This window comes from Saccharolobus solfataricus, assembly GCF_900079115.1.
GTDB classification, from domain to species: Archaea; Thermoproteota; Thermoprotei_A; order Sulfolobales; family Sulfolobaceae; genus Saccharolobus; species Saccharolobus solfataricus.
On sequence record NZ_LT549890.1, the window covers coordinates 812,166 to 836,518 of the forward strand.

Consider the following 24,353-nt stretch of genomic DNA (forward strand, 5'->3'; position numbering starts at 1 on the left):
TTTTTTATATTATATTGGACTGAAGTGTATTAACCATGTCATTACAATTACCATGTGAATTTTCAGTAAGGGAGATTTTACCAGCAGTTAGAAGTATAGTAGCTCAAAAATTAATAAAAGAGAGGAATTTATCTGAATATAAAGCAGCTAATTTAATGGGCTTAACACCGGCTGCTGTTTCAAATTATCTTAAGTCTAGAAGAGGTAGTAATTTAAGATCTCTTCTAGAGAAAGATGAAAAATTTATGGATCTTGTAAATGAGGTTACGGAAAGGATTCTAAACTCAAATTCTAATCTTTCTGTGTATTATTGTATTTTGTGTTCTGAGGGTAAAAAAGTTCTTACAAAGCATGGGTATGCCCTAAGCCCATGTTTATATGAGACTATAGTTGAACCTAAATAGCCTTTCTTTTAAGTAATAGATCTGGTAATTTTTTTATTTCTAATTCCAAATTAATAATCCCCCATCTTCTAATTGGAATTTTAACTCTATCATATTCCGTTGTCAATGTATTATTCGGTTTTAATATTTTAGTTATTCTTGCCGAGATATATACTGTGGCTATAACCGGTTTATCGCTGAAATTTTCTAACACAATTTGCAGTATGTTGGTTTTCTCGTCAAACTTCATGTATAATGGAATTATAGAGGAAGGCTCTATTCGATATAATGAGAGAGGGAATTGCGGATTACACTCTATCTCTATTACATCGTTAGTCATATCCCATAATAATCTATGGAGTTTAGATTCAGTAAAAGTCCTCGTCTTCGAAACTAAAATTTTTCCATTAGCTTCTACACTAATCTTTCCTAGCTCGAATTCTAAGTCCATAAGAGAATTGCTTACAAAGGAATACGCCTCTGTGAGTTCTAAACTTGCAGCAAATGTGTTACGTATTGGATTGTAACTGCTTTCTATGTAATAAGGATTCATATAGAAGAATTTGGGATTTACGAATCTTGTATTTATGCTTATTTGGTTTTCCGTTAGTTTTATATTTTCTAAACTAACATTTCTGCCATTCCCAATCTCACCCTCTTTTAATTCTATAATTCTATTTTGCATAAAGTAATATCTTGGCCAAGGAGATATGTTAAAAAGGGAAATTCCTTCTTTACAAGGTATTAAATATTCTACCAGCTTTTTTAATGAGTCAGTGTCCAATCGGGTAAAGATCCAAGGAATTGAAACCTTGTGTAAGGGTGTTCTAATTATCAACTCCTCTTCATTTTCTGTCCCTTCAGTTAATATTGTAGATAGATCTGGACCAAGAATTTTTGCCTTATATTTCCATTTTACTCTCTTAACTCCGCCAATAGTTAATAATTGTGGTAGTTGTTCTATACTAAGCATGTCATCTTGTAGCTCTATATTTTCACTAAGAGTTTTAAATGGATACTCAGCGGCTACCTTTATTATATCATCTAGCTTCATAAGTGGTCAAGCTCATCATTTAAATCCGACAAATGCCTTGTCTTCATCATTAATCTGCCCGAGGGTAATTCTTCACTCTATAACATTTTTGAGTCTTGACCTTATTAATTCTAATACAATTTTCCCATCGGCTCTTCCTTTAACTTTACTCATTACTTTTGACATTATTAGGTTAACTGCTTTATCTTTTCTTTTCCTTATCTCATCTAGGTTAGAATTAATTATATCATCTATTATCTTTTCTAACTCTTCAATTGGTAATACCTCGTATTTACGTATTATATCCTTTAATTCCACGTTTTTACTAGTAGTATATTCTACCAGTATTTCTGAAATAGAATCCTTACTTATTCTGCTCTCATAAATGCTTTTTATTAACTCTTCTATGTCCTCCTCATTAATCTTTGATATATCACCGCCTTTTGATTTAACATACTTTAGTGTGTTTGTGATCGTACTGGCTATTACAACCGGAGGAACCCTTGGTGAATATTTGTTAACTAACTCTTCAAATAAGTCAAGTCTGGGATCTCTAATTATCTCCTTGGCAAGTTCTTCGCTTAAACCTAGCACGATATATCTTTTCATTTTAGACTCTGGCGATTCTGGAACCAGTTTTTTAGCATCCTCAAGTAGTTTTTCATCTATTCTTCTCGGCGGAATATCGGTTTCTGGATACATTCTAGCTGATCCTGGCTGTGGTCTTAGGAATTTCGTAGTTCCATCATCTAGTGCTCCTCTAGTTTCCTTAGGAATGCCATCAAATGCCAGTAATATTCTGTCCTTTATTACTTCTACAGCTTTATCTAGCCTCTCTCTTTCGCCAACAATTAGAATTAGAGCATCTTCAGTTGTCGCATTAAGGGCTTCTCTAACTTTGTTTATCTCCTCTTCGGTTATTCCATAATTAGGTAATTCATCAGAGTGAAATAGTCCACCTAATCCTGCAAGTGCTCTAACGTAGTCCGCAATTTCTGTTCCAAATCTTCTCTTTTTTGGTATTAATTCCCAACCCAATACTCCCTTCAACTTATATGCTCTTATTCCATATACTAATCCTCCCTTTTCTATTCCATTTTTGATGATTTTACTATTAGTATTTTTAAAAAGTTCTGTGACATCTTTTACAACAAAATTGGACAAAACTAGCTCTTTGGTCAATCCTCTTCTATAAAGTTCTTCCTTTATCTTCAGTAAGTTAAACTGTCTTATTGCTTCATATCTAACTATATCAGGTATTAATTCTAGTTTTTGCACCCCCTTAATTTCTATCTTTGTACCGCCTTTTATAGAGATATTTAGATCTTGTCTTATTGTACCTATACCTCTCTTTACCTTACCAGTCATTCTAAGTAACTGACCAATCTTTAAGGCAACTCTTTCAGCTTGTTCTGGGCTCCTTATATCTGGTCCAGTTGAAATTTCTATTAACGGTATCCCTAATCTATCGAGTGAATAAGTTACTTGATCAGTCCCTTCATCTATCTTCCTAGCAGCGTCCTCCTCAACTGCAATACTTTGTATTGAAACTTCCTCATCCTTTAGCATTCCACCAAGTGCTATTATTGCGGTTCTTTGGAATCCAGTGGTGTTTGAACCATCTATTACAATTTTTCTCATAACATAGATTTCATCTACTATGTTACTGTTTAGTGCCATTGCAATGGCTAAGGCTATTTTTAATGCTTCTTCATTTATTGCATGTGGAGGTTCTTCATCAGCTTCTACAAGACAACTTGTGGTAATAGGTATTCTATATACGTATTTTTTACCTTTTTTCCACTCAAACAATGCTGCGACATCGACTTCTCCTAATTCACTTAACGCAGGTCTTAAATATCTCTCTAAGGTTAGCTTATATTCTTCTTCCAAATTAGTACTGCAGTTGCAGAATAATTTATGAGGAGTGTTAAGCTGTTGATGAATCTCTAATCCTACTTTTAACCCCAATTCTTCATAATTCAACTCACTCATATGACCACCTTGGGAAGAGATCTAAAGTGTGACGAGGATTTATTTCTCCCACGAGATTTGTTATCATTAAATTTTGTATTTTTTCTAAATCTTGCTCATGTGCAAGTACCCACATGAGTTTTACTAATGCTACCTCTGGTAGCATATCTTCCAATGGGGTGACACCAGCATCGAGTAACTGTCTTCCAGTAGTATATACATTCATATTAACTCTTCCAAATAGACACTGTGTTGTCATTCCTATAAATATACCATCTTTAGTAGCCTTTCTGAATAATTCTATGTGATCTGAAGAAGTATGTCCTAATCCAGTACCAGCTATGATTATACCTCTTATTTTAGTATTAGTTAACATTTGTTCTAAGAAGTCTCTATCTAATCCTGGATAATAGTATAACAAAAATACTCTATTATCGAATTTAGCGTCAAGCAACGTTTCGTCTTTTTTGCTTATATACTTCTCGTTAAGCATTACTAGTTTCCTTTCCTTCCAAAGAACTTTAGCTAAAGGTTTATCGTTCACTGACTGAAAAGCATCTCTTCTACTGCTGTGCATTTTTCTAACCTTTACTCCTCTATGTACTAATGCGTAAGTATCTGAGGATTCGGCATGCATATTTACTACTACTTCTCCAAACGGTGCATATTTAGCCGTGATAACTGCAGATAAGAGGTTTATTGCTGAATCGCTACTAGGTCTATCACTACTTCTCTGTGACCCCACTAGTACTACAGGTCCTTGTAACGATCTTAGAGAGAAGGCTAAGGCTGAGGCTGTATATGCCATAGTGTCCGTACCATGGGCAATAACTATACCAGTGTTTCCTTCATCAAAGGCCTTCTTTACTGATTCAGCTATCTTAACCCAGAATTCGGGTTTCATGTTTTCACTTAATATAGAGAAAAGTACCTCAGCATCCACTTTTGCTATTTCGTTTATTTCTGGTAAAAATTGTATTATTTCTTCAGTGGTTAATGCAGGCCTGACTGCACCAGTTTCATATTCAACCCTACTTACTATTGTGCCCCCTGTGCTAATTATCTTTATTTCGCTCTTAGCACCATTATGAACTTCTCTTCTTTCACTCTCCCGATCTTTACTTGATTTTTTTTCGATTGGTTTTATCTCAGTTATATTATCTATAGATATTCCTATATTATAACCATTATCTAATTTTATTACGAATATTCTATCATCTTTAGAGTAACTTGGTAACAATATACCTCTTATTCTTAAGTCTCCTTTCTTAATTTCTATAAGATCTCCTTCCTCTATATTTAGATTTTTCAAAATATCATAGGCCTTTCCTTTATAATTTTCTTGCACAGAAAAAGATTAGGTAATAGCAAAAATAGTTTATTATCTAGCAGGAGCTTGTTGTCTGGCTTTTACTACTCTCTTTTCATATTCCTTTCTATTTCTTACTCTTGGTACCTCTTTATGTTTTTCTTTAGGCTGTATTTTTGGTGTCTGACTTCTAACTTTTCCCGCTTTGGTTAACGAACCGTGTGAAGGCATATCTACTCTTATTACAACTTGAGCATTTAAACTTAAAAATTTGTCAGATAGGTTTGTAGTGAGAGATGATGAAAATATACCTAATTGAGCATGTTATTGGAGCAGTTGCTTACGATGAAAATGGAAATATTGTAGACTATATTACAAATCCAAGAGATTTGGGAAAAATAACTGAGGAACTATTAAATAATGAAAAGGGTATCCCATTCAGCGCAACAGTTGAGTTATTAAAGAAAGTTAATCCACAAGAGGTAGTAGTTGAGAACGAAGCTGAAGTTCCTAAATTACAAGCATTAGGTTATAGGGTTTCATATGAGCCATATAGCAAGGTTTCGAGAATATTTAGGGAATCATTACCTAAAGTGGCAATAGATATAAAATTTGCAAGCAATGAAGAGGATTATTATAATTTCCTTCATGAACTTTCACTAGAATATACCAGAAGAAAGCTGAGGTCTGCGGCACAAAAGAGAGACCTTTTAGCTATTCAAGCGGTTAGAGCAATGGATGATATAGATAAGACCATAAATCTTTTCTCAGAAAGATTAAGAGAATGGTATAGTATTCACTTCCCAGAATTAGATAAGCTTATTGAGGATCACGAGGAATATGCAACTATAGTATCTAGGTTTGGTGATAGGGGGTTTTTAACTATTGATAGTTTAAAGGAATTGGGTTTCAACGAGCAAAGGATAAATAGGATCCTTGATGCAGCAAAGAAAAGTATAGGTGCAGATATTTCAGAAGACGACTTATCTGCAATGAGGATGATTGCGAACACTATTTTAGACTTGTATAATATTAGGAGAAATCTTAATAATTATCTAGAAGGTGTAATGAAAGAAGTTGCTCCAAATGTAACAGCCTTAGTGGGTCCAGCATTAGGTGCTAGATTATTGAGTATAGCAGGGAGTTTAGATGAATTAGCTAAAATGCCAGCTAGTACTATCCAAGTATTGGGAGCGGAAAAGGCCTTATTTAGGGCGTTAAGAAGTGGCGGAAGGCCACCCAAACATGGTATAATATTCCAGTACCCTGCTATTCATACATCACCTAGATGGCAAAGGGGTAAGATTGCCAGAGCTTTAGCAGCTAAATTAGCAATAGCTGCCAGAGTAGATGCTTTTAGTGGTAGATTTATAGGCGATCAACTAAATGAACAGTTAAAGAAGAGGATAGATGAAATTAAAGAGAAATTTGCGCAACCACCACCTAAAAAGCCGCAACAACAAAAGCCACAGCAACCACAAAAACAGCAAGCAAAAGGTAAAAAAGGTGGAAAGAGAAGAGGTAAAAGAAAGTGATAAAAAATGTCTGAAGTAATTACCGTAAAACAAACCAATATGGAAAATATTTATGAATGTGAGTTTAACGATGGTAGTTTTCGATTATGTACAAGAAACCTAGTACCGAATTTTAACGTTTACGGCGAAAGGCTGATCAAGTATGAGGGTGTTGAATACAGGGAGTGGAACGCATTTAGAAGTAAATTAGCGGGCGCAATACTTAAAGGTCTTAAGACTAATCCGATTAGAAAAGGTACTAAGGTCTTATATTTAGGTGCTGCTTCTGGAACTACAATAAGCCATGTATCTGATATTATAGAGCTAAACGGCAAGGCTTATGGAGTGGAATTTTCTCCTAGAGTTGTAAGAGAATTATTACTAGTAGCTCAAAGGAGGCCTAATATCTTTCCACTATTGGCTGATGCAAGATTTCCTCAGAGTTATAAGTCAGTAGTGGAGAACGTTGACGTACTTTATGTTGATATTGCCCAACCGGATCAGACGGATATTGCAATATACAATGCCAAATTCTTCCTCAAAGTAAATGGAGATATGCTTCTAGTAATTAAAGCGAGGAGTATTGACGTCACCAAAGACCCTAAGGAAATATATAAGACCGAAGTAGAGAAATTAGAGAATTCTAACTTCGAGACGATTCAAATTATTAATCTAGACCCATATGATAAAGATCATGCAATAGTTCTTAGCAAATATAAAGGGTAGGAGTTTGATAGATAAGATTTTTGAGATTGGACTTAAAGATATATTCTCTTCTTCTCCCGCTGAGTATGTAACTATTAAAGATGCATTAGATGGTAAATTAAAAATTAGATTAAATAACAATTTTTATCATGAAATCAAAAAGGACGAAGTAGAAAAACTCTCCAGTAGGATTCCGCTTTACTTGTGGTCACTAGTAAAAATTCCCTTTATATTTATTAAGTCGTCTGAAATTGGTGAATATTTCGTCAGTGGAGAGCAATGGAACAAAAAGGCAATTTCAATTTTACTTGGGAGAGAAATATCTAATGTAATATTAAATGTGGATGTCGAGAAGCTATTGAGGGAATATACATCATTAATATTTATAATTCTTAGTCCTACTAGAAGTTATACAGAAGAAACAGAATTAAGTGAGATGTAAGACATGAGCAAAAAAATCATCGATGAAGTTATAGACATATTAGAGGATAAAAAATATACTTATACGATGATTGAATATCCAGAACATAATAGAAAATCTGTTGACATCGTTCTTAACTCCAAGGAACCCACTCTAATTAGAGTTTCTGAAGATAAGATCACCAAAGAGGAAATTTCTGACTTGAAGAAAATAGCGGTATCAACGTTAACTGCGTCATTAGTTGTTACTAATGAAGAAGAAGAGGATATCGTTTCAGTTAAGGCTGATAACGTTTTTGCAATTTCACCAGAAGGATTCAAGAAAGTGATTAACGGCGAGAAAATTTTCCTTTATAGAACTAGGGGAGGTATATTCATAAAGATTAGGAATTACATATTAAAACATAAGAGAGAGGAAATGGGATATAGTATAGGAGATGTGGCAAAATTTCTTGGTGTTTCTAGAAAGGCTATTTACGATTACGAGAAGGGGGATTCCGACGTATCGCTTGAAGTTGCCGAGAAGTTAATAGATTTGTTTGGAGATGATATAATAGGCGATGTAATATGGGATTCTATAAAAAGCAAAAAAGAAATCCTTGAAGAGGGCGTAGCAGAGTTTTCTCCAGAGAATTTCAAAGCAAAGTTGATATATAAATTGAAAGAAAGTGGGTTAAACGCCTTATCATTAAAATTAACTGCAGCAGATTTGATAGTTAAGGATAGCGATAATAACAGATATTTAGTTACAATAGAGAACAAGGATTATAATAAGTCAATGAAGAAATTTTATGAAGCTAAAAAACTGGCGTCATACACGAAATCTGAATTAGTAATAATCATAAGGACTTCAAAGATGTTAAAAGAATGTGAAGATCTAGGATATAAAACTTATGAAGAAAATGATATACATTCTTTAATAGATGAAATTAAAGGAAGTAACGGAAGGCAAGGTTAGAATATTCGTACCAGATCCTACAGGATATATGGTAGAAGGAAAATTTGATCCATCATGGGCTCCAGTATTCTATAATCCTAAAATGACTTTCAATAGAGATCTCAGCGTAATTGTGGTTAGCATATTAAAACCTAAGATAATAGTAGACGCGTTAAGCGCAACGGGCATAAGAGGAATTAGATACTACGTTGAATCGTGGAAAAGCGAACAACTAATTCTAAATGATAAAAATCCAAATGCCACTTCTTTAATTCAAATAAATGCGAAAAATAATGGGATTGAAAATGCTAAAATTTATAATAAAGACGCGAACGCTTTACTCTACGAAGTAAAAAGTGACTACATCGATATAGATCCTTTTGGTTCTCCTGCACCTTTTATTCTTTCATCCTTAAACGCCGCAACAAGAAATGGAATCGTAGCATTTACAGCAACTGACCTATCTCCGCTTGAGGGATCCTCACCAACATCATGTAGACGAAAATATGACGCAATTAATCACAAACTTTCCTCATCCAAGGAACTTGGATTAAGAGTACTTATTGGCAAGATAATTAGAGAAGCCGCGATATTAGAAAAGACAGTATATCCGCTATTCTCTTTTTATGCAGATTATTATTATAGACTATTTGTAAGAGTGGAGAATGGTGCTAGAAAGGCAGACGATAATATTAATAAGCATCTTAAATATTTTGGAGAATGCCCCCGCTGTGGATTTCAGACATTCGTAGAGGAGAATTGTAAGACTAAGTGCCCCGTATGTGGCGAGATTTTTAGTATTATTGGTCCTTTGTATATTGGTCCTCTTTATAGTATGGAGTTTTTAAAAAGAATAATGGATTTATATAGTAATTTTAACTACTTGACCTCTTTTAATAGAATACAAAAGTTACTTAATGTAATAGAAAAGGAGGCAAGATTTAAAAATGTATTCTATAATATCAGTAAGCTCGCATCCAAATTAAAAATTTCAGCTATTCCTCCTATTGAATCTATTTTAGAATGTCTAGGTGATGCTTCCAGAACTCATTTTGCTCCTACTGGGATAAGGACCGATAAGGAATATGAAGAAATAACAAAGTGTATTAAGAGCTTAAGATAAAGCTTTTTCTATGATCCAGCCAGATAATTTACTGCAAGTTTGTGGACTTACATGTATTCCATTTCCACATTTGGTTAAGCTTTTACAACTTAAGCAAGGAATTTCATCTAAACCATTAAGATTTATATAAATGTTTATATTATAATTATTATCAACAGCAAATAGTTTTACTATATTTTTCCCATTTTCTTTCACTGCTTTTTTAATAATTAGTTTCTTCTCGACTAATCTTTTTATAATACTACTAATTTCTCTTATAGGCAAACCAACGGATCTAGCAAGTTCCTGTTGTGAAATCCCCTTTTCTCCCATTTCTTTTATCTTTTTATGTACTATTGCTTCATAATTACTTGTTGAATCTGATTCCATCTTCTACACCCGTGTTGGCTAAAATATATATATGTATTCCACGCTTATTTATTTTACTGTTTTTAATGAGTACGTTAAACACTCCTTACTGATGATTGATCACTTTTTAATACTTTTACTTATAATTAACATTTAAAACAAATAAATTCTTCTTATAACAATTTTATTTAATTCGGCAAAAATCATAATGTAACTACAATGTCAAAATTATCCACGATATCTTTATATCTATTCCTTATAGTTACTTCGGTAATATCTAATGAATCTGCAACTTCTTTCTGCGTCTTTTTTATATCCATTAATGCTGATATTAAGTAAACGGAAGCTGCGCTCAAAGATAAGTATCCTTTACCACTTGTTAACCCTTGCTTATGCATAAGGTCTACTAATTCAGATGCCTTTGTTCCTATAATTGGAGGTAAATTTAGTTTATATAATATCTTCGGTATATATTCTGCTGGTTTTATTTTAGGACGAAAGCCTGGTATTGAATTTGCAACATATTGGACTCTTTTCAACGCGCTCCAAAATTCACTAGAAGATATGGAATATCTAACTTTAAATTCTTGGAGATGTCTCGGTATGTTGTTTACTTGGCAAGAATAGTATAAGGCGGCTACTATTAACGTATACTGATCAATCCTTTTAGTTAGTCCAGTTTCTACCATTTTCCTTATTATTAAGGATGCAGTCTCTTTGACATGTTCTGGCAATTCTAACTTTGAGCTCTCATCATTTAAAATTGAAAGTAAGGTGACTAGCTTTTTATCCTTAGGCGATACACGTATTTTATTTTGCATTCTTTGCATTTTCAATGTTTTTAGTCTATCTTTAGCCCTACCGTACCCTATTATAGTATGAAATCCCCAGTCATGTACTTTTGGAGTGCTTGGACTACCTACTCTTTCTTTTTCATTTCTGTCTTTTGCGTTATAGGCTCTCCAATCTGGACCAGGATCTACTGCACTATCCTCTATTACGCTGGCACAATTTGTACAAACGTACATTCCTTTTTCCACATCATAAGTTATTGCATTATCTGTTTTACAATATGGGCATTTCATTTTCTTGACCTCCTCTCGCTGTGGTTTACAAATATTTTTTCAGTTTCCGAAATTTCTAAATCTTTATCTAACATAGCTAGAGCATATGGTTCTTTTACGTTTCCTAACACGTCTAAGATTTTTCCTATTTTCTGCCCATTTCTATTGTATATAGCTTTTCCTATTATGTTATGTCTCGTAAAGTCTATATTACTCCTTAATTTTATTAAAATCTTATCTTTTAAAACGTTCTTTGTAAATGTGCCAATTTCATTAAAATCGTTTTTCATCTCATTTTTATGTTACGCGTATATAGGTTTATTATTAATTGTTGATAATACCTATGTATTCATATTAGTTGGTTAAGGACATTTTTAGGACTTGCTGAAGGTTATTATGTGGGAAATAGTTATTTATACGTATTCGCTACTAAAATAGACAAGAATGTCATCCATATCAGCGGACACAGACGAATTATATAAGAAGATATCTGAGCTCAAAGAGAATATAGTTAGACTAAAGCAACTCAAGTTAGAACTTATTGAAAAGGTCAAAAAAATGAGAGAGAAAAGGAGGGAAAAAATAGCCAAAGTAAAAGAGTTGACGCAGCAAATTAACGTAGTAAGGCAAGAGTATAAAATGAAATTAGAGGAATTTAACCAGCTTAAAGAGAGGAGAAAAAATCTGATTGAAATAATTCAGCAAATTAGAAAAGATTTCGAAGAAGTTAAAAAACTTTCTTCTAATAACCTAGGTAATCCAGATTCGATAGAGAGGAAAATAAGGGAGCTAGAATGGAAATTACAAACCAGTTCTCTTACATTAGAGGAAGAGAAAAAAGTTATACAGAGAATTGCTGAACTAGAGAAGAAATTACAAGATGCTAAAAAGATTATGAAAATAAAGGAGAAGAGAACTGAAGAAAAAGCCGAATTACTAGCTAAAAAGGTTGAGCTGAATACAATTAGGGAAAGGATTAAGACACTTATAAATGAGATAACAGAAAAGAAGAATATTATAAAGAAACTAGTTGAAGAGAGAAATAAATTAAGAGATGAGATAAATGGTTTAAACAATGAAATAGAAAATATTTCCAAGCAGATAGAAGAGTTAAATGTAGAAATTAAAAACAAGAGTAATGAGCTAAATGAGGCCCAGAGGGCATTAAAAAGCCTTCAAGAAAATCCAGTACAAGTCAATACTACTGAGTTCATTGAGAAAAAGAAGAAGAGTATAGAGGAGAAGCTTAAGCAGAATAAGAGGTTATCTTTTGAAGAATTTTTAATACTTTATGGGGAAGTAGATAATAAGGATGGTAAAGACAATAGTAATATACGTTGATATTGATGATGATATAGGAGATTTAGGGTTTTCTACACCAATTATAGGAGAGGAGAAATGTAAGCTAACACTTGATAAAGCAGCGTATTTTATGCCGACAGATTCTGATTTTAATTCGATGGTAGTAGCATTCAATATTTATACTGATCTAAAAAGAAAAGGGGAAGACACTGAGATAGTTTTCATATCGGGGTCAAAAAAGGGTGGTACTGAGTCACAGTTAGAATTTTCAAAAAAATTAGACAAAGTAATTGAGGAGTTATCGCCAGAATATGCGGTAGTAGTCTATGATAGTCCAGATGATGCTCGCGCGATACCTATAATTCAATCCAGATTAAAGATTTCTGCGGTTCAGCAAGTAATCGTAGAGCAGTATAGGGGAGTAGAGGAGACATATATGCTCCTTGCAAAATATATAAGAAAAGCCGTAACGGAAAAGAGATATGCAAGAGTTTTCTTAGGTGTACCTGGCATAATATTAGCATTAGCTGGAATATTAGCTGCTCTGAATTTGTCAGTTTACATAGAACCGACAATATTAATTATACTAGGAGTCGCAATGGTTATAAAAGGTCTCAAAATAGACGATCTTATAGAGAGTTGGTGGGAGAATTCCACAATAATGGTGATAACGGCTACAGTATCTATTATCTCTCTTTTAATAGGTGTGATTAACCTTTATATACAACTTCAGATAGTTAGGGGACTAAGTAGTATACAAGAATTTGCTTTTATAATTCTTCAAATTTTACCATATGCTTCATTTTCCGCCATAATCTTGTTTGGTGGTAAGGCTATCTCGAAGGGATTAAATAGAGATATTAGGGTATGGCATGATATAATTAAAATCATAAATATCGTTATAATTTATTTCATATTATTTACTGTTGTGAAAGACATTATAGATAATACTTATATTCTAACTTTTCAATCATTATATACTCTAATATTGGCTTCTATAGTTATCATTTCAATATATATTACCTTAACGGCATTAGAAAAATATGGAATTCTGGAGAAACTCATAAAAAGAATCTAGTTAATTTATCTTTAACTTCTATTGGTAGATTATCCATCTTTATTACTATAGCGTTCTTAGGTCTATTCTTACTTACATGACTGGTTAGAACATATTTTTCAACTGAGTTATCGTCCCTTGATTTTAGTATCCTTACTTTAACGTATTTGCCATTATTTAGATCTATATAAACGTACTTGCCATGTTTGAGCATTTCTTGTCACCAAAGTTTTAATGTTGTTTAGTGTTTATATCGTTTGTGGAATATCTATTAATAGATGCTGGTGGTACATCTACTAAAGTTTTCGTCCATGACGGTGAAAAAATAGTAAGGCAGTACAAATACGAACCAGCAAGTGTAGATAAAGTGGGTCCCTATAAGTCGGTTCTAAGGCTAAGTAATATAGTCTCAATATTCAATAAGAAATTTGATAGAATTGCAATATCTTTAGCCGGGATCGACAGCGAGGTTATGGCAAAAGAGGTAAAAGGTCAATTATATCCGCGCTTAAGTAAATATGCAGATAAGGTAATTATAGAACACGACGCTCATGTTGTACTTATGTCTAATGCAGATAAGGGATGTATAACTATTGCAGGGACTGGTAGTATAGTATATGGTTTTGATGGAAGTCAAAGGATAATAAAGGGCGATAGAGGATGGCTAGTTGGCGATATATGTTCCGGATTCTGGCTAGGTAGAGAGTTTTTACATGAGTTATTAAGAGAGTTTCAAGGGCTCTCCAATGATAGAAGTTTAACTCAATTCTCTACTTTCAAAACTGAAGAGGACTTAGTGAGATTCCTTTATAAAAACTCTTGTAATCCAGCTAAAATAGCCCAATTTTCAGTTAATTTGTTAAACGCTATAAGGCAAAATAACATAAAGGCAATTAGAATTTTGAACAACTGCATGTCAGAATTCTCTACTTTAGTGCAAATGGTATGTAAAGCTGTAAACTCTAATGTGGTATACTATTTTGGTGGAATGTATGAATCGCCAGTTTATGTATCCTTTTTCAAGAGAGAACTAGAGAAGAAGGGAATAAAAAGCGTTAAAAGTAGAAGTGTAATAAACGGTTTGCTTAGGCTTTTAGAGCTCTAACTCTTCCTCTTCCTCTATAGGTTTTACGCAATCTAATTCTGCTAACTTATCAAATATCCTCTTTACTGCTTTAGACACTTCATCTTCTCTCTTCGCTCCAGTTATTACCATTTTACCACTGCTGAAAATTAGCAGGACAACTCTAGGATCATCCATTCTGAAAATTAGTCCTGGGAATTGTTCTGGTTCGTACATGTTATTTTCCAATAGGAATGCAGCTTTATCTAGATTAACGTTCACATGTAAGTTAGCTGATGCAACTATATTTTGGATTTGGATTTTAGGCTTGCCCACTATTTTTATGCCATATTTTTTAAGCGTTTTTATTATCCTTTTTACAGCCTTTATTAGCTCCTCTGTACTTTTTGCACCTGTTACTACCATTTTACCAGATTTGAATATCAAAGCTGTTACCTTAGGCTGTTCTAATCTAAATATTAGTCCCGGGAATTGATCTGGATCGTATTCTATGTTGGGGATACTTCTTTCCATAGCGTATAAATCTAAACTCTGCTCTAACGTAACTGTTGCCACAATATTTTCTATATTTACAATGGGTTTATACGATACCGCTGAATTGGAGATAAAAGATCACCTTAAAAACTTTTTGATTCTGCATTTATAAATCCCTCTTTTAAATAAGTACGTTTTTAATTAAGCCTAATTCTGGGAACTCCATGATGCCTTCTCCCTCAATTATAATATAAGGTTTCGCTTTTTCTAATATGGTATGTTCTTTTATCAAATTACTCATGTAGTTTGAATGTATTAATGATATGTCATTCCCTGCTTGATATATTCCAATTGCAGGCAATACTATAACTTGAGAGTTTTCCCTTTCTTTTATTGGAATTGATAGAAAGCATTGCAATTTCCTAGAGAAACCCAACTTATCTCTTATGGATATTCTCGGATGTTCATGACCTATAATGTAAGTCGTATTATTTCTCGGTTCCACTACTTTATGTCCATGAGTTATGAGGATTTCTCCAAGATCTAACTCATCAACTAATTTTACATTATCAAATCTTTCCGTAACTAAAGATATGTAGTTATCATGATTTCCTCTCACTATCGTAACTTCCACTCCGTTATCCTTTAAATATTTCAATATTTCATTTAATTCCTCTTTTTCTTGTCGAGTAAGTTTTTCAAAGGTATGTTTGAAATCTCCGTTTACTATTAGTTTTTTAGTATTAAATACTGAGAGTACTCTATTTGTTATAGTAAAAAATCTTTTTTTCTGTATTCTAGGAATATATATACCTTTTCTAGACATCTCTTCTTCATAACCTATATGTACGTCAGATAGGACTACACTATTAGCTTGTTTTACGTAAAGTGCTGGTAAGTCCTCAGCAATTAAGATTCCTTTAGCGAGTTCAAGCATTTAAATAAGATAATATTAAACACTATTTTATACATTTTTTCTGTGAGCATCTTAAGTCTAGTAGGTCTTGGAATCTCTAAGAAATTCATAACTGATAGTGCTATAGAGACACTAAGTAATTCTGATATTATAATTTTTGATAGATATACATCTAGATCTTGTGATATAAATGTGGACGTATTAAGGAGATTGGTAAAGGGAGAGAGAGAATTCATTGAAGCGGATAGGAGTTTATTAGAAAATAACTCAAAGGCTATCATAGACTATTTAGACAAGGGTTATAATGTAAGTATAGCCAGTATTGGAGATGCATTAATAGCCACAACCCATGTTTCGCTACTTATAGAGGCTAAACATCGAGGACATGAGGTAAAAGTGATTCCAGGGATTTCAGTACATTGCTATCTTATATCAAAGTCTCTATTATCTTCCTATAAATTTGGTAAGTCAGTTACAGTTACATTTCCTTATAACGATTTCATAGATCCTACTCCCTATAATGTGATTAAGGATAACAAAGAAAGAGGTCTTCATACCATATTATATCTGGATTTGAAAAACGAGAAAGCAATGACTGCTAACGAAGCACTTCAGATCTTATTACGACTTGAAGAGAGGCATAAGAAAAGTGTTCTTTCAAAATCTGATATTATAATAGTTGGTGCTAGATTAGGGTGTGATGACGAGAGAATTATTGCACTTAAAGTAGAAGAAGCTACTTCATTCGACTTCGGAAATACACCACATATTATTATAATTCCTGGTAACCTTCATTATATGGAGGCTGATGCTATAAAATGGATATTGAGGAGTTAAAGAAAAGGATAGAAAAGTACATTAAAGGAATGGATGAACGATTAAAGGACACTAGTAGTGCCAACAATAAGGTAGTAGAATTGGCTAGATTATATACTGAGGACGCTAAATACTATTTAGAGAAAGGCGATTACATAACCGCATTAGTTGATGTTGTTTACGCTGAAGGTTTATTGGATGCAAAGGAGATTTATGAGAACAGTGACCCTAAATCTAATGTATCAAAAAAGGTATTTGTTGCAGGTACCTTTGATATATTGCATCCAGGGCATATAGAATTCTTGAAAGAGGCGTCAAAGTATGGAAGAGTTTACGTAACTGTCGCGAGGGACTCTAATTCAGAGAGAATTAAGGGGAGAAAGCCGATTAACGATGAGCAAACTAGGCTAGAAATTATTAAGAGTATAAGATATGTTTTTGATGCAATATTAGGTGATCAAGAGGATTTTCTAAAAAGTGTGGAAAGAATAAATCCGGATATCATTTTCCTAGGGCCAGATCAGAAAGTTGACGAGGCCAAGCTTCTTGAGGAATTGAAAAAACGAGGCTTAAGTCCTCAAATAATCAGATTAAATGAGAGAATAAGGAAATGGTCTCACTCAAGCACAACAGATATAATAAATGAAATTAAAAAGAGGTATTGTAACTTAGAACAACGTTAAACATAAACTTCTATTGTTACCTCATCGCCGTCTTTTAAATTCAATTTTTCTCTCAGATGGAATGGAGAGATTATCTCTATTACGCTCTTTGGATGTGTAGTTCTTAAAGGAATAACTACTGCGGCTGGTGTTAATTTATTAATTGCGGCTGGATATAATTTAACTGCACCTAATACTCTATCCTTTTGTTTATATTCAGGGACCATTAGAGAAGGTGATGAATCTAAGAGTAATCTGTTTTCTAGGGATGCTTTATCGTATATTACAATATTTAGAGTACCTGGAAACGGATCAAACCCCATTATTTTATTTATTTGGCTTTTGTAGTACTCCATTGATAGAAATATTTTACCTTCTCCAAGTCCAGATACAATATTCCCCTTTATTTCAATACTATGAAGCGACAATATGGCATCTTTTAAGCTACTTAAACATGAACTCAAAAATCTTTCTCCTTCTTCTGTCAATCTTATAATCTCTCCTTCTTTAGATATTATTCTAACTATTAACTTATCATCTTCCAATTCCTTTAGTTTGCGTGATATTGACTGCTGTGAGAAATTAAGTAACTTAGCTAGCTCTGATTGTGTTACGTACGATTTGCCCCTTGAGTAGGCTATTATTTTAGCTAATATACAAGCGTTTGACTCATCTTTTCAAGTTGATCCCTCTGTACAACCTTGTTCTGCTTCCTTATATTCTCCACTCATATCGTCCTCCATATCAATGGTAGACCAATTCCATTTTTCATTCCACGCATTCCCAATCTTAATCGGCTTATCCAATTTACTTAATAGAACTATTCTACTGGGCACGTGTTCTGATAAGATTTTATATCCAGTATATTGTCCTAAGATTTTAGCAAATTCTCTAATCTCTTTATGTTTTGGCATAGCGTCTCTACTTAATCTATAGGTCGATGGTCCCACGTGCATGTAAGCTTTAATCTCTATATATGTAGGCATGGCAATTTCCATTAACTTCGCAAATTCTTTTGCATCTTGTTCACTCATATTGTACCCCTTTATCATTGTAAATCTTATTACCGTTGGAGAACTAAAACTAGGTAAGATCTCTAGGGTCTTCATAACTAGTTGCCAAGAATTAGCTACTACTGGTCTGTTAATCATCTTATGTTTTATCTCATTCGGAGCTTGTAGAGATACAAATAACTGAGTAGGCTCTTCTTCTAAGCTTGCCAATATGTCTGGCCTTACGCCACTTGTTACAAGAAAGGTTGTCATACCTCTTTTGTGATACTCCTTGATGAGATCACCCAGTTTTTCATAAAGTGTGGGTTCTCCAGTTAAACTTATTGCGACATGTGCGGGTTTCATCGCATCTTTTACTTTTTGAATACTAACATCATTTCTTCCTAAATATCCAGAAACGGCCTTCCTATGTTCTTCTATACTCCTTTCGACAATATATTCTGGATCATCATATGCGGGCATTTTCGTATCGTCCCACTCTAGTCCAACATCCTCTGGTTCTAATCTCCAACAATGTACGCATCTAAACCAGCACCAAGCCGCAGTTGGAGTCATCTGTACACATCTATGGCTCTCAATTCCATAGAATTTTCCCTTATAACAAGATCTGTTGGCTACAAGGGCAGAATGAGTCCAATGACACTTCTTATATGCACTATGAGTTCCAATGATATGGTACTTTTCTTTTTGTAACTCCTTGAATATCTCACTTACTGTATCGATCCTTAAATTACTTTGCATATTGTACATTCTATCGCACATAGGATTAAAAAATTATTAGATCTTAACTGATGCGGTTAAATTGTACAATTTTGTTATATTTCTCTCTATAAAGGATGATATGTTAATTAAATAAATATCTGACAAATATTTACCCATTAACTGTAATCCTATTGGAAGGTCACTGTAAAATCCTACCGGCATTGATAGTGCTGGTATTGCAGCTAAGTTAGCTATCACGGTATTTAGATCCATTGCGTACATTCTAACCGGATCATTAATTACCTCACCTATCTTAGGCGGTAGTATAGGCATTGTAGGAGAGAGCAAAATATCATACTTTTTGAATAATTCGTCCAAGTTCTTCTTGATTAAATTTCTAACCTTTAATGCCTTGAGGTAAAATTCCTCATAATATCCAGCACTTAAGATAAAACTGCCAAGAAGAATCCTCCTCTTTACCTCCATACCAAACGCTTCTCCTCTATTTTTAGCATAAACTTCACGCCAATTCCCTTCCATATACTTACTGTATCCATACCTAACTCCATCATATCTTGCCAAATTAGAGCTTGCTTCAGACATTGCAATTATGTAATATGCTGGTAGTGCGTATTCCGCATTACCTAGTTTAGTATCTTCAATTAAAGCCCCTTCGCTAGATAGTTTATTTACAACATCTTTTATCACACCGGATACTGGTTTTTCCGACATTTCTAAAATGTCACTAAGAACACCTATCCTAACGTTTTTTACGCTTCGTTCCTTTAACTCAAAATTTAGATTTAAGTTAATTGTAGTAGCGTCCCTCTCATCTGGTCCAGCAATTATTGAGAAAAGCAATCCTAAGTCTTCGGCATTTCTAGCCATTGGTCCTATTTGTTCTAAACTATTTGCGTAAGCTACTAGACCAAATCTACTCACTGTACCATAAGACGGCTTTAAACCAAAAATGGCATTATATGCTGCAGGTGCTCTTATGGAACCTCCAGTGTCACTACCTAACGCCAATTCGACATAACCAGCCGCTAGAGCTGCTCCGCTGCCTCCAGATGATCCCCCAGGAGTTCTTTCTAAGTCCCAAGGATTTCTAGTAGGACCGAAATAACTAGTTTCTGTAGTTGAACCCATAGCGAATTCGTCCATGTTGGTTTTTCCAATGATTACTGCCCCTTCCTTCTTTAATTTTTCTATCACTGTAGCATCGTATGGAGGTATGTAATCTTCTAACATCTTTGACGCACAAGTAGTTCTAATTCCCTCAGTCGAGATGTTATCCTTAATTGCAATTAGGACTCCTGCTAATTTACCCCCTTTGTTAATGCTTTCTTTTACTTCCTTTAATACCTCTTCCTTACTTCTGATAGTTATAAACGCATTAATATATTTGTCATATTTGCCTATTTTCTCATACGTTCTCTCGATGTACTCTTCAGCTTCTAAGTTCTTATTTCTCAAATCGTTGACTAAGTCTACTATCATAATTCTATTCACCGTAAGTTCTAGGTCCTACTATATACCCATCTTCCTTTCTTTTCACATTTTTAAGAGCATTTTCCCTGTCTAATGGATCCCTTGGAACATCTTTCCTTAGTCTTCCTTGAGGAAGAGGATGAAATAGTGGTTCTACATTACTTAAATCAAGCTCGTTGATCTTTTCAAAGAATTTTATGATATTAGCTAGATCCTTTTCCAATATTTTTTCTTCTTCACCGCTTAATTGAATTAAGGATAAGTTTTCCAAGTGTTTAATTAAATTCTCATTGACCTCTATTTTCATTAATAACAGTTTTAGAGAACTAGTTTATATTTTCATTCAGCAAAAAACCTGTCCTAAGTTAAATCTAATGTTCACGATACATTTTAAACTACCTTTTTCCTATCATAATATTTGTGAAGATAGAGGACTTAATCACAAATTTACCTTGGATGGGATTAGAAGAGGCTTTACATTATGGTTTCTCTGAAGCAGAGGCTCTAGGTAAGAACTTTCTAGGTATAACTTTAGATAATGGAGATGGTCTGATTTTATATATAAATCCGTTTTTAAATGATATATATAAATTACTTTTAATGAGTAAGTCTAGATATAATTTACCTTCGATAGGTGTTTTCTCAAATTTTAATGGTGACAAATACTTTATTTATGATGTAGAGGATATCTCGGAACTTATAAATACTCTAGGTTCTAATTTAAAGGTTATATATGTTGAAGTGATTAAAAATGTCCTCGAGGACTTTCTATATCAAACAATGGTTAGATGAGGATGACTTCAAGAGGTTACTATTATTCTCGAGATATTTAGGAAGAGATAGTAGTGGATCTCAGTTTATGATAGATTTGGAAAGAGCTAAAAGAAATGGAGTAAAACCGAATGAGATAGTAGAAATCTTAGAGGATTATGACGTGCGTCTTTCTCAAGAAGATATTGCAACATTAAGGGAGAAACTCCTTGATTGTTCCTTTGATATAGAGGCTGGTAAAATAATCATGAAACCATATACTTATCTTGCTGACGTTCTAGAGAAAATTAATGGTAAAAATGAGAATTCAGAGCACAGATTCAAAATCAGATATGATAAACAAAATAGAAGATTTATAGTGCGTCCAATGGATTATTTTAATCTATTGCAAAAATTGAGAGAAAATGGATTAGAGGTCAAGGAATTAAACCTTTCATTCAAGGAGTTTGAATTCGAATTTAATGGGCAATTAAGGGAATATCAAAGAGAAGCTATAGAAAATTGGATTAAGAATGGAAACAAGGGGGTTATAGCACTACCGACAGGCGCTGGAAAGACAGTAGTTGGAATAAAAGGTATAGATATAATCAGAAAGCCCACTCTCATTGTAACCTTTACCAAAGAGCAGATGTTACAATGGAAAGAAGCTATACTAAAGTTTACCTCAAAAAGACCTGACATTGGTTTATATTACTCAGAAGAAAAGAGAATAAGACCAATAACCATAACTACCTATCATACAGCATATAGACATCTTCCACAACTATTTGATAAATTTTACCTGCTAATAGTTGATGAAGTTCATCACCTACCTGCAGATAAGTTTAAATTAATAGCAGAAGGTTTAATAGCTCCTTATAGGATGGGTCTTTCAGCGACTCCTCATAGAGAAGATAATAAACACAATGAGTTATTTAGCCTAATAGGGGGAATAATATATTATAAGTCAGTTACCGAACTAGCCAAGTTAGGTTATCTCGCCTCCTATGAGATAATTCAGAAAAAAGTAAGGCTAACCTTAGAAGAGAGGAAGCGATACAATGAGCTATTGAATAGGTTTAAGGCATTATCTAAGGGCAGGAAGGTAAGTGAATTGATAGAGTTAGTAAAAAAAGGTGATGAAAGTGCTATTGAAGCCATGAGAGTTTATAATGAAATGAGAAAAATAGTGAACTTCGCTTCAGAGAAAATGAAGGCTTTAGACGAAATACTTAAGTCTGAAAAGGGAAAGATTCTCATATTTACACAGTATATTGATCAAGCTGAAGAAATTGCTAAGAGATACAATTCTTTACTTTTAACCGGCAAGATGTCTAAAGAGGAAAGGAAGAGAGTTTTAGTGACGTTTAAAACTATGAATGCAGGGGTTCTTGTTTTAACCACTGTTGGAGATGAGGGAATAGACATTCCGGATGCTAATGTAGGGATTATTGTGACTGGGACCAGTTCTAGAAGGCAATTTATTCAAAGATTAGGTAGGATTATGAGACCCTATAATGGCAAGCAAGCAAAACTTTATGAAATAGTTGTTAGTGGTACTCCAGAGGAATATCAAGCAAAAAAGAGAAAAGAAACTGATATTCTCTCATTTGAGGGTATGTCTTATTCATCCTCCGAAAATATCGACAGAGATTAAAATAAACCTAACCCTTTAGATCGATAATGTTGAGGTAATATAGTAAAATATGGAATATCCGAATAATCTTACTAGAACATCTCTATTATCTAAAAAGCAGAGTCCAACATTTACTCTGCCTTTATCTATGCTTACTATTGGTTGGTCATTTACTTTCAATAGCGGTACACCTTTAATACCTTTACTTATATATCCCTTTATTTTGCGTCCAACAGCTTGTTTAAAAGTGAACGCTGTAAGAAGGGTAGGTTCTAATATTTCTATCTCTCCTTCAATATAGTTTTCACACTTAAGGAAAGCAGTGTTATGAAAAACTTCTCGAGTTAGTATTATACCTTCTATCCAGCTCAACTTTTTAATCTCGTGTGTGCACTGGTCGCTAACTAATGAGAGTGGAGGGAAAGTAACTATTTTTCCATTTACGTTCAAAGTAGCTGGATATACTAATATTATGTCTCCTTCTTTTATTTCCCTTGCTTCATTAGGTCTGCATATTTTACTGCTAACGTCTACGTAAGGCATATTAAGCAATATTAAGAGGTATACTATAAATAAAAATTAAAGATGTATGCACTTGTAAGGGCTGAGCAGTTGATGAATAACCAGGCTGATGAATATGAGATGGCTTAAAAAGAGGGAGGTAATAATATATTTCCTTCTTTTCAAGAAATTTAGATATGAGAAATTTAATATAGGTGATGCTTTTTCTGTTTTAATGCCCTATTTTTCTAAAAAAGTTGCAAGTAATAGTATAAATTATATGACTAAAATAGGTTTAGTAACTAAACTGAGTAATGTTGAGTATAGGCTTAATCCCTTTGATGATTTTGTTCTTTCCTTCTTGGCAAAACCTTATTTGGAAAGAAGAACTACTCTTCGTCGTAGAATTCAATAGTTATCTTTACTTTAACCTCTTTCTTGCTTAATGGTGGTATTTTGTCTCCAAAATCTACTCCCACGCTTATTGGATTTCCCATAGAATCTGTAAATTTTACATCAGCAACATAGTGGAGTTCTTGTCTTTGATTCATCATGTTCATCAACTCAGAGTATATTCTGGAGAGAGCCATTTGTAACGCTAATGGACTGGAGAAATCTTCTGGCTTTAATTGTATAGCTTTAAAATTGCCCATCATTTCCCCTATTTTCGCTTTCCCCTCAAATTCAACTTTAACTGTAGGCTGACTCATTTAAATCGCAAGAATATTTTATGTTAAGCTCCCTATTAAAAGTAGCGCATAATAAAAGAAAAGTCCAAAAAACTCAGACACTTACTTTTTCCTTATGGCAATCTCTATTGTTGAAACTCTCGATTGCCTTCCGTCTTGGCTCGTTACTACTTGGCTCCCTACTCTAATTTCTTTAATCTCTATCTTGTCTGGTAAGAATCTGTTCCTTACTATTTCTACAGTATCTACGGCTTTGCTAATAGCTCTTCCTCTAGCTTTGATTACTATTTCGCTTACTCCTTGGTTTAATAGAGTTAATGCTGCTAAAACATAGTTCATTACTGGTTTCTTTCCTATTAAGACTACATTACTTGGAGTTGGGGTTCCGCTGCTCATCTTTTCCACCTTTTTGGTCTCAAATAGACATTCATATAAAGCTAAAAAAGTTAA

Annotated in this window: 31 protein-coding genes; 14 read left to right on the forward strand and 17 right to left on the reverse strand. The window is 33.6% G+C overall.

The window, feature by feature from the left end; all coding sequences use genetic code 11:
• Positions 1-35 precede the first annotated feature (35 nt).
• Positions 36-404, forward strand: a complete 369-nt coding sequence (locus SSOP1_RS04775) for a transcriptional regulator (RefSeq protein WP_009992364.1) — start codon at positions 36-38, stop codon at positions 402-404.
• Here SSOP1_RS04775 and SSOP1_RS04780 read toward each other — a convergent pair.
• The 4 genes from SSOP1_RS04780 to SSOP1_RS04795 form a co-directional block, all read right to left on the reverse strand.
• Positions 397-1,437 (reverse strand): hypothetical protein, encoded by a 1,041-nt coding sequence (locus SSOP1_RS04780; RefSeq protein ID WP_009992366.1) that lies wholly within the window; start codon positions 1,435-1,437, stop codon positions 397-399. The two genes, SSOP1_RS04775 and SSOP1_RS04780, sit on opposite strands and share 8 nt — an antisense overlap.
• Before the next feature lie 72 nt (positions 1,438-1,509).
• Positions 1,510-3,411 carry a Glu-tRNA(Gln) amidotransferase subunit GatE gene (gene gatE, locus SSOP1_RS04785; protein ID WP_009992367.1) on the reverse strand — a complete coding sequence of 634 codons (1,902 nt, stop codon included), beginning with the start codon at positions 3,409-3,411 and terminating at the stop codon, positions 1,510-1,512.
• Complete coding sequence (gatD, locus tag SSOP1_RS04790) at positions 3,404-4,738, reverse strand: Glu-tRNA(Gln) amidotransferase subunit GatD (RefSeq protein WP_009992368.1); 1,335 nt, start codon at positions 4,736-4,738, stop codon at positions 3,404-3,406. The genes gatE and gatD overlap by 8 nt, the downstream gene beginning before the upstream one ends.
• 33 nt (positions 4,739-4,771) lie before the next feature.
• The gene (locus SSOP1_RS04795; RefSeq protein WP_009992370.1) at positions 4,772-4,930 is read right to left on the reverse strand and encodes a 30S ribosomal protein S30e; all 159 of its coding nucleotides are present in this window, start codon (positions 4,928-4,930) and stop codon (positions 4,772-4,774) included.
• 65 nt (positions 4,931-4,995) lie between these two features.
• On the opposite strand from SSOP1_RS04795, the gene SSOP1_RS04800 reads away from it, so the two are divergent.
• Genes SSOP1_RS04800 through SSOP1_RS04820 form a run of 5 tightly spaced genes read left to right on the forward strand, consistent with a single transcriptional unit; the run spans position 4,996 to position 9,398 of the window.
• A complete protein-coding gene (locus SSOP1_RS04800; protein ID WP_010923226.1) occupies positions 4,996-6,234 on the forward strand; it encodes a hypothetical protein in 1,239 nt (412 codons plus the stop codon).
• A 6-nt stretch (positions 6,235-6,240) separates the two neighbouring features.
• Positions 6,241-6,939, forward strand: coding sequence for a fibrillarin-like rRNA/tRNA 2'-O-methyltransferase (locus SSOP1_RS04805; protein ID WP_009992372.1), 699 nt, complete (start codon positions 6,241-6,243; stop codon positions 6,937-6,939).
• Positions 6,940-6,943: 4 nt separating this feature from the next.
• Positions 6,944-7,360, forward strand: a complete 417-nt coding sequence (locus tag SSOP1_RS04810) for a DUF61 family protein (protein ID WP_009992374.1) — start codon at positions 6,944-6,946, stop codon at positions 7,358-7,360.
• A gap of 3 nt (positions 7,361-7,363) precedes the next feature.
• Positions 7,364-8,296 carry a transcriptional regulator gene (locus SSOP1_RS04815; protein WP_009992376.1) on the forward strand — a complete coding sequence of 311 codons (933 nt, stop codon included), beginning with the start codon at positions 7,364-7,366 and terminating at the stop codon, positions 8,294-8,296.
• Complete coding sequence (locus tag SSOP1_RS04820; protein WP_009992377.1) at positions 8,262-9,398, forward strand: tRNA (guanine(26)-N(2))-dimethyltransferase; 1,137 nt, start codon at positions 8,262-8,264, stop codon at positions 9,396-9,398. Before SSOP1_RS04815 ends, SSOP1_RS04820 begins: the two co-directional genes overlap by 35 nt.
• On the opposite strand, the gene SSOP1_RS04825 is transcribed toward SSOP1_RS04820, so the two are convergent.
• The 3 genes from SSOP1_RS04825 to SSOP1_RS04835 form a co-directional block, all read right to left on the reverse strand.
• Positions 9,390-9,767 carry a winged helix-turn-helix transcriptional regulator gene (locus SSOP1_RS04825; protein WP_009992379.1) on the reverse strand — a complete coding sequence of 126 codons (378 nt, stop codon included), beginning with the start codon at positions 9,765-9,767 and terminating at the stop codon, positions 9,390-9,392. The genes SSOP1_RS04820 and SSOP1_RS04825 overlap by 9 nt on opposite strands.
• A gap of 182 nt (positions 9,768-9,949) precedes the next feature.
• The gene (locus SSOP1_RS04830) at positions 9,950-10,831 is read right to left on the reverse strand and encodes a transcription initiation factor IIB (RefSeq protein WP_009992381.1); all 882 of its coding nucleotides are present in this window, start codon (positions 10,829-10,831) and stop codon (positions 9,950-9,952) included.
• Positions 10,828-11,100 (reverse strand): Gar1/Naf1 family protein, encoded by a 273-nt coding sequence (locus SSOP1_RS04835; protein ID WP_009992382.1) that lies wholly within the window; start codon positions 11,098-11,100, stop codon positions 10,828-10,830. The genes SSOP1_RS04830 and SSOP1_RS04835 overlap by 4 nt, the downstream gene beginning before the upstream one ends.
• 154 nt (positions 11,101-11,254) lie before the next feature.
• Here SSOP1_RS04835 and SSOP1_RS04840 point away from each other — a divergent pair, with 154 nt between their 5' ends.
• A complete protein-coding gene (locus SSOP1_RS04840; RefSeq protein ID WP_009992383.1) occupies positions 11,255-12,151 on the forward strand; it encodes a coiled-coil protein in 897 nt (298 codons plus the stop codon).
• Positions 12,123-13,190 (forward strand): DUF373 family protein, encoded by a 1,068-nt coding sequence (locus SSOP1_RS04845; protein WP_009992384.1) that lies wholly within the window; start codon positions 12,123-12,125, stop codon positions 13,188-13,190. The genes SSOP1_RS04840 and SSOP1_RS04845 overlap by 29 nt, the downstream gene beginning before the upstream one ends.
• Here the strand turns inward: SSOP1_RS04845 and SSOP1_RS04850 are convergent.
• Entirely contained in the window at positions 13,174-13,383 is a 210-nt protein-coding gene (locus SSOP1_RS04850) for a DUF5622 domain-containing protein (RefSeq protein WP_009992386.1), read from the reverse strand. The genes SSOP1_RS04845 and SSOP1_RS04850 overlap by 17 nt on opposite strands.
• A 45-nt stretch (positions 13,384-13,428) precedes the next feature.
• On the opposite strand from SSOP1_RS04850, the gene SSOP1_RS04855 reads away from it, so the two are divergent.
• On the forward strand, positions 13,429-14,274 hold the full coding sequence (locus tag SSOP1_RS04855; protein WP_009992388.1) for an N-acetylglucosamine kinase: 846 nt from the start codon (positions 13,429-13,431) through the stop codon (positions 14,272-14,274).
• On the opposite strand, the gene SSOP1_RS04860 is transcribed toward SSOP1_RS04855, so the two are convergent.
• Together SSOP1_RS04860 and SSOP1_RS04865 are read right to left on the reverse strand one after the other, a co-directional pair.
• Positions 14,263-14,820, reverse strand: a complete 558-nt coding sequence (locus SSOP1_RS04860; RefSeq protein ID WP_269454397.1) for a TATA-box-binding protein — start codon at positions 14,818-14,820, stop codon at positions 14,263-14,265. The genes SSOP1_RS04855 and SSOP1_RS04860 overlap by 12 nt on opposite strands.
• A gap of 88 nt (positions 14,821-14,908) precedes the next feature.
• A complete protein-coding gene (locus tag SSOP1_RS04865) occupies positions 14,909-15,664 on the reverse strand; it encodes a metallophosphoesterase (protein ID WP_009992391.1) in 756 nt (251 codons plus the stop codon).
• A 42-nt stretch (positions 15,665-15,706) separates the two neighbouring features.
• On the opposite strand from SSOP1_RS04865, the gene dph5 reads away from it, so the two are divergent.
• On the forward strand, positions 15,707-16,480 hold the full coding sequence (dph5, locus tag SSOP1_RS04870; RefSeq protein WP_009992392.1) for a diphthine synthase: 774 nt from the start codon (positions 15,707-15,709) through the stop codon (positions 16,478-16,480).
• Positions 16,462-17,142, forward strand: a complete 681-nt coding sequence (locus tag SSOP1_RS04875; RefSeq protein ID WP_009992393.1) for a DUF357 domain-containing protein — start codon at positions 16,462-16,464, stop codon at positions 17,140-17,142. Before dph5 ends, SSOP1_RS04875 begins: the two co-directional genes overlap by 19 nt.
• On the opposite strand, the gene SSOP1_RS04880 is transcribed toward SSOP1_RS04875, so the two are convergent.
• The 4 genes from SSOP1_RS04880 to gatC are packed head-to-tail and all read right to left on the reverse strand — an operon-like array spanning position 17,139 to position 20,634.
• A complete protein-coding gene (locus SSOP1_RS04880) occupies positions 17,139-17,762 on the reverse strand; it encodes a DUF120 domain-containing protein (RefSeq protein WP_121497912.1) in 624 nt (207 codons plus the stop codon). The genes SSOP1_RS04875 and SSOP1_RS04880 overlap by 4 nt on opposite strands.
• A gap of 36 nt (positions 17,763-17,798) precedes the next feature.
• The gene (twy1, locus tag SSOP1_RS04885) at positions 17,799-18,884 is read right to left on the reverse strand and encodes a 4-demethylwyosine synthase TYW1 (RefSeq protein ID WP_009992395.1); all 1,086 of its coding nucleotides are present in this window, start codon (positions 18,882-18,884) and stop codon (positions 17,799-17,801) included.
• Between the two features lie 27 nt (positions 18,885-18,911).
• The gene (gene gatA / locus SSOP1_RS04890) at positions 18,912-20,336 is read right to left on the reverse strand and encodes an Asp-tRNA(Asn)/Glu-tRNA(Gln) amidotransferase subunit GatA (protein WP_009992397.1); all 1,425 of its coding nucleotides are present in this window, start codon (positions 20,334-20,336) and stop codon (positions 18,912-18,914) included.
• 4 nt (positions 20,337-20,340) lie between these two features.
• Entirely contained in the window at positions 20,341-20,634 is a 294-nt protein-coding gene (gatC, locus tag SSOP1_RS04895) for an Asp-tRNA(Asn) amidotransferase subunit GatC (protein WP_009992398.1), read from the reverse strand.
• A 113-nt stretch (positions 20,635-20,747) separates the two neighbouring features.
• On the opposite strand from gatC, the gene SSOP1_RS04900 reads away from it, so the two are divergent.
• Positions 20,748-21,119 (forward strand): hypothetical protein, encoded by a 372-nt coding sequence (locus tag SSOP1_RS04900; RefSeq protein WP_009992400.1) that lies wholly within the window; start codon positions 20,748-20,750, stop codon positions 21,117-21,119.
• Positions 21,079-22,734, forward strand: coding sequence for a DEAD/DEAH box helicase (locus SSOP1_RS04905; RefSeq protein ID WP_009992401.1), 1,656 nt, complete (start codon positions 21,079-21,081; stop codon positions 22,732-22,734). The genes SSOP1_RS04900 and SSOP1_RS04905 overlap by 41 nt, the downstream gene beginning before the upstream one ends.
• A 15-nt stretch (positions 22,735-22,749) precedes the next feature.
• Here SSOP1_RS04905 and SSOP1_RS04910 read toward each other — a convergent pair whose 3' ends face one another.
• Positions 22,750-23,256: a hypothetical protein gene (locus SSOP1_RS04910; RefSeq protein ID WP_009992402.1), complete on the reverse strand. Its 507-nt coding sequence runs from the start codon at positions 23,254-23,256 to the stop codon at positions 22,750-22,752.
• Positions 23,257-23,344: 88 nt separating this feature from the next.
• Between SSOP1_RS04910 and SSOP1_RS04915 the strand changes: the two genes are divergently transcribed.
• Entirely contained in the window at positions 23,345-23,629 is a 285-nt protein-coding gene (locus tag SSOP1_RS04915; protein ID WP_009992403.1) for a hypothetical protein, read from the forward strand.
• On the opposite strand, the gene SSOP1_RS04920 is transcribed toward SSOP1_RS04915, so the two are convergent.
• Both SSOP1_RS04920 and alba1 read right to left on the reverse strand, forming a co-directional pair.
• Positions 23,604-23,924: a hypothetical protein gene (locus SSOP1_RS04920; RefSeq protein WP_009992405.1), complete on the reverse strand. Its 321-nt coding sequence runs from the start codon at positions 23,922-23,924 to the stop codon at positions 23,604-23,606. The two genes, SSOP1_RS04915 and SSOP1_RS04920, sit on opposite strands and share 26 nt — an antisense overlap.
• Positions 23,925-24,005: 81 nt before the next feature.
• Positions 24,006-24,299 (reverse strand): chromatin protein Alba1, encoded by a 294-nt coding sequence (alba1, locus tag SSOP1_RS04925; protein WP_009992406.1) that lies wholly within the window; start codon positions 24,297-24,299, stop codon positions 24,006-24,008.
• Positions 24,300-24,353: the final 54 nt, after the last annotated feature.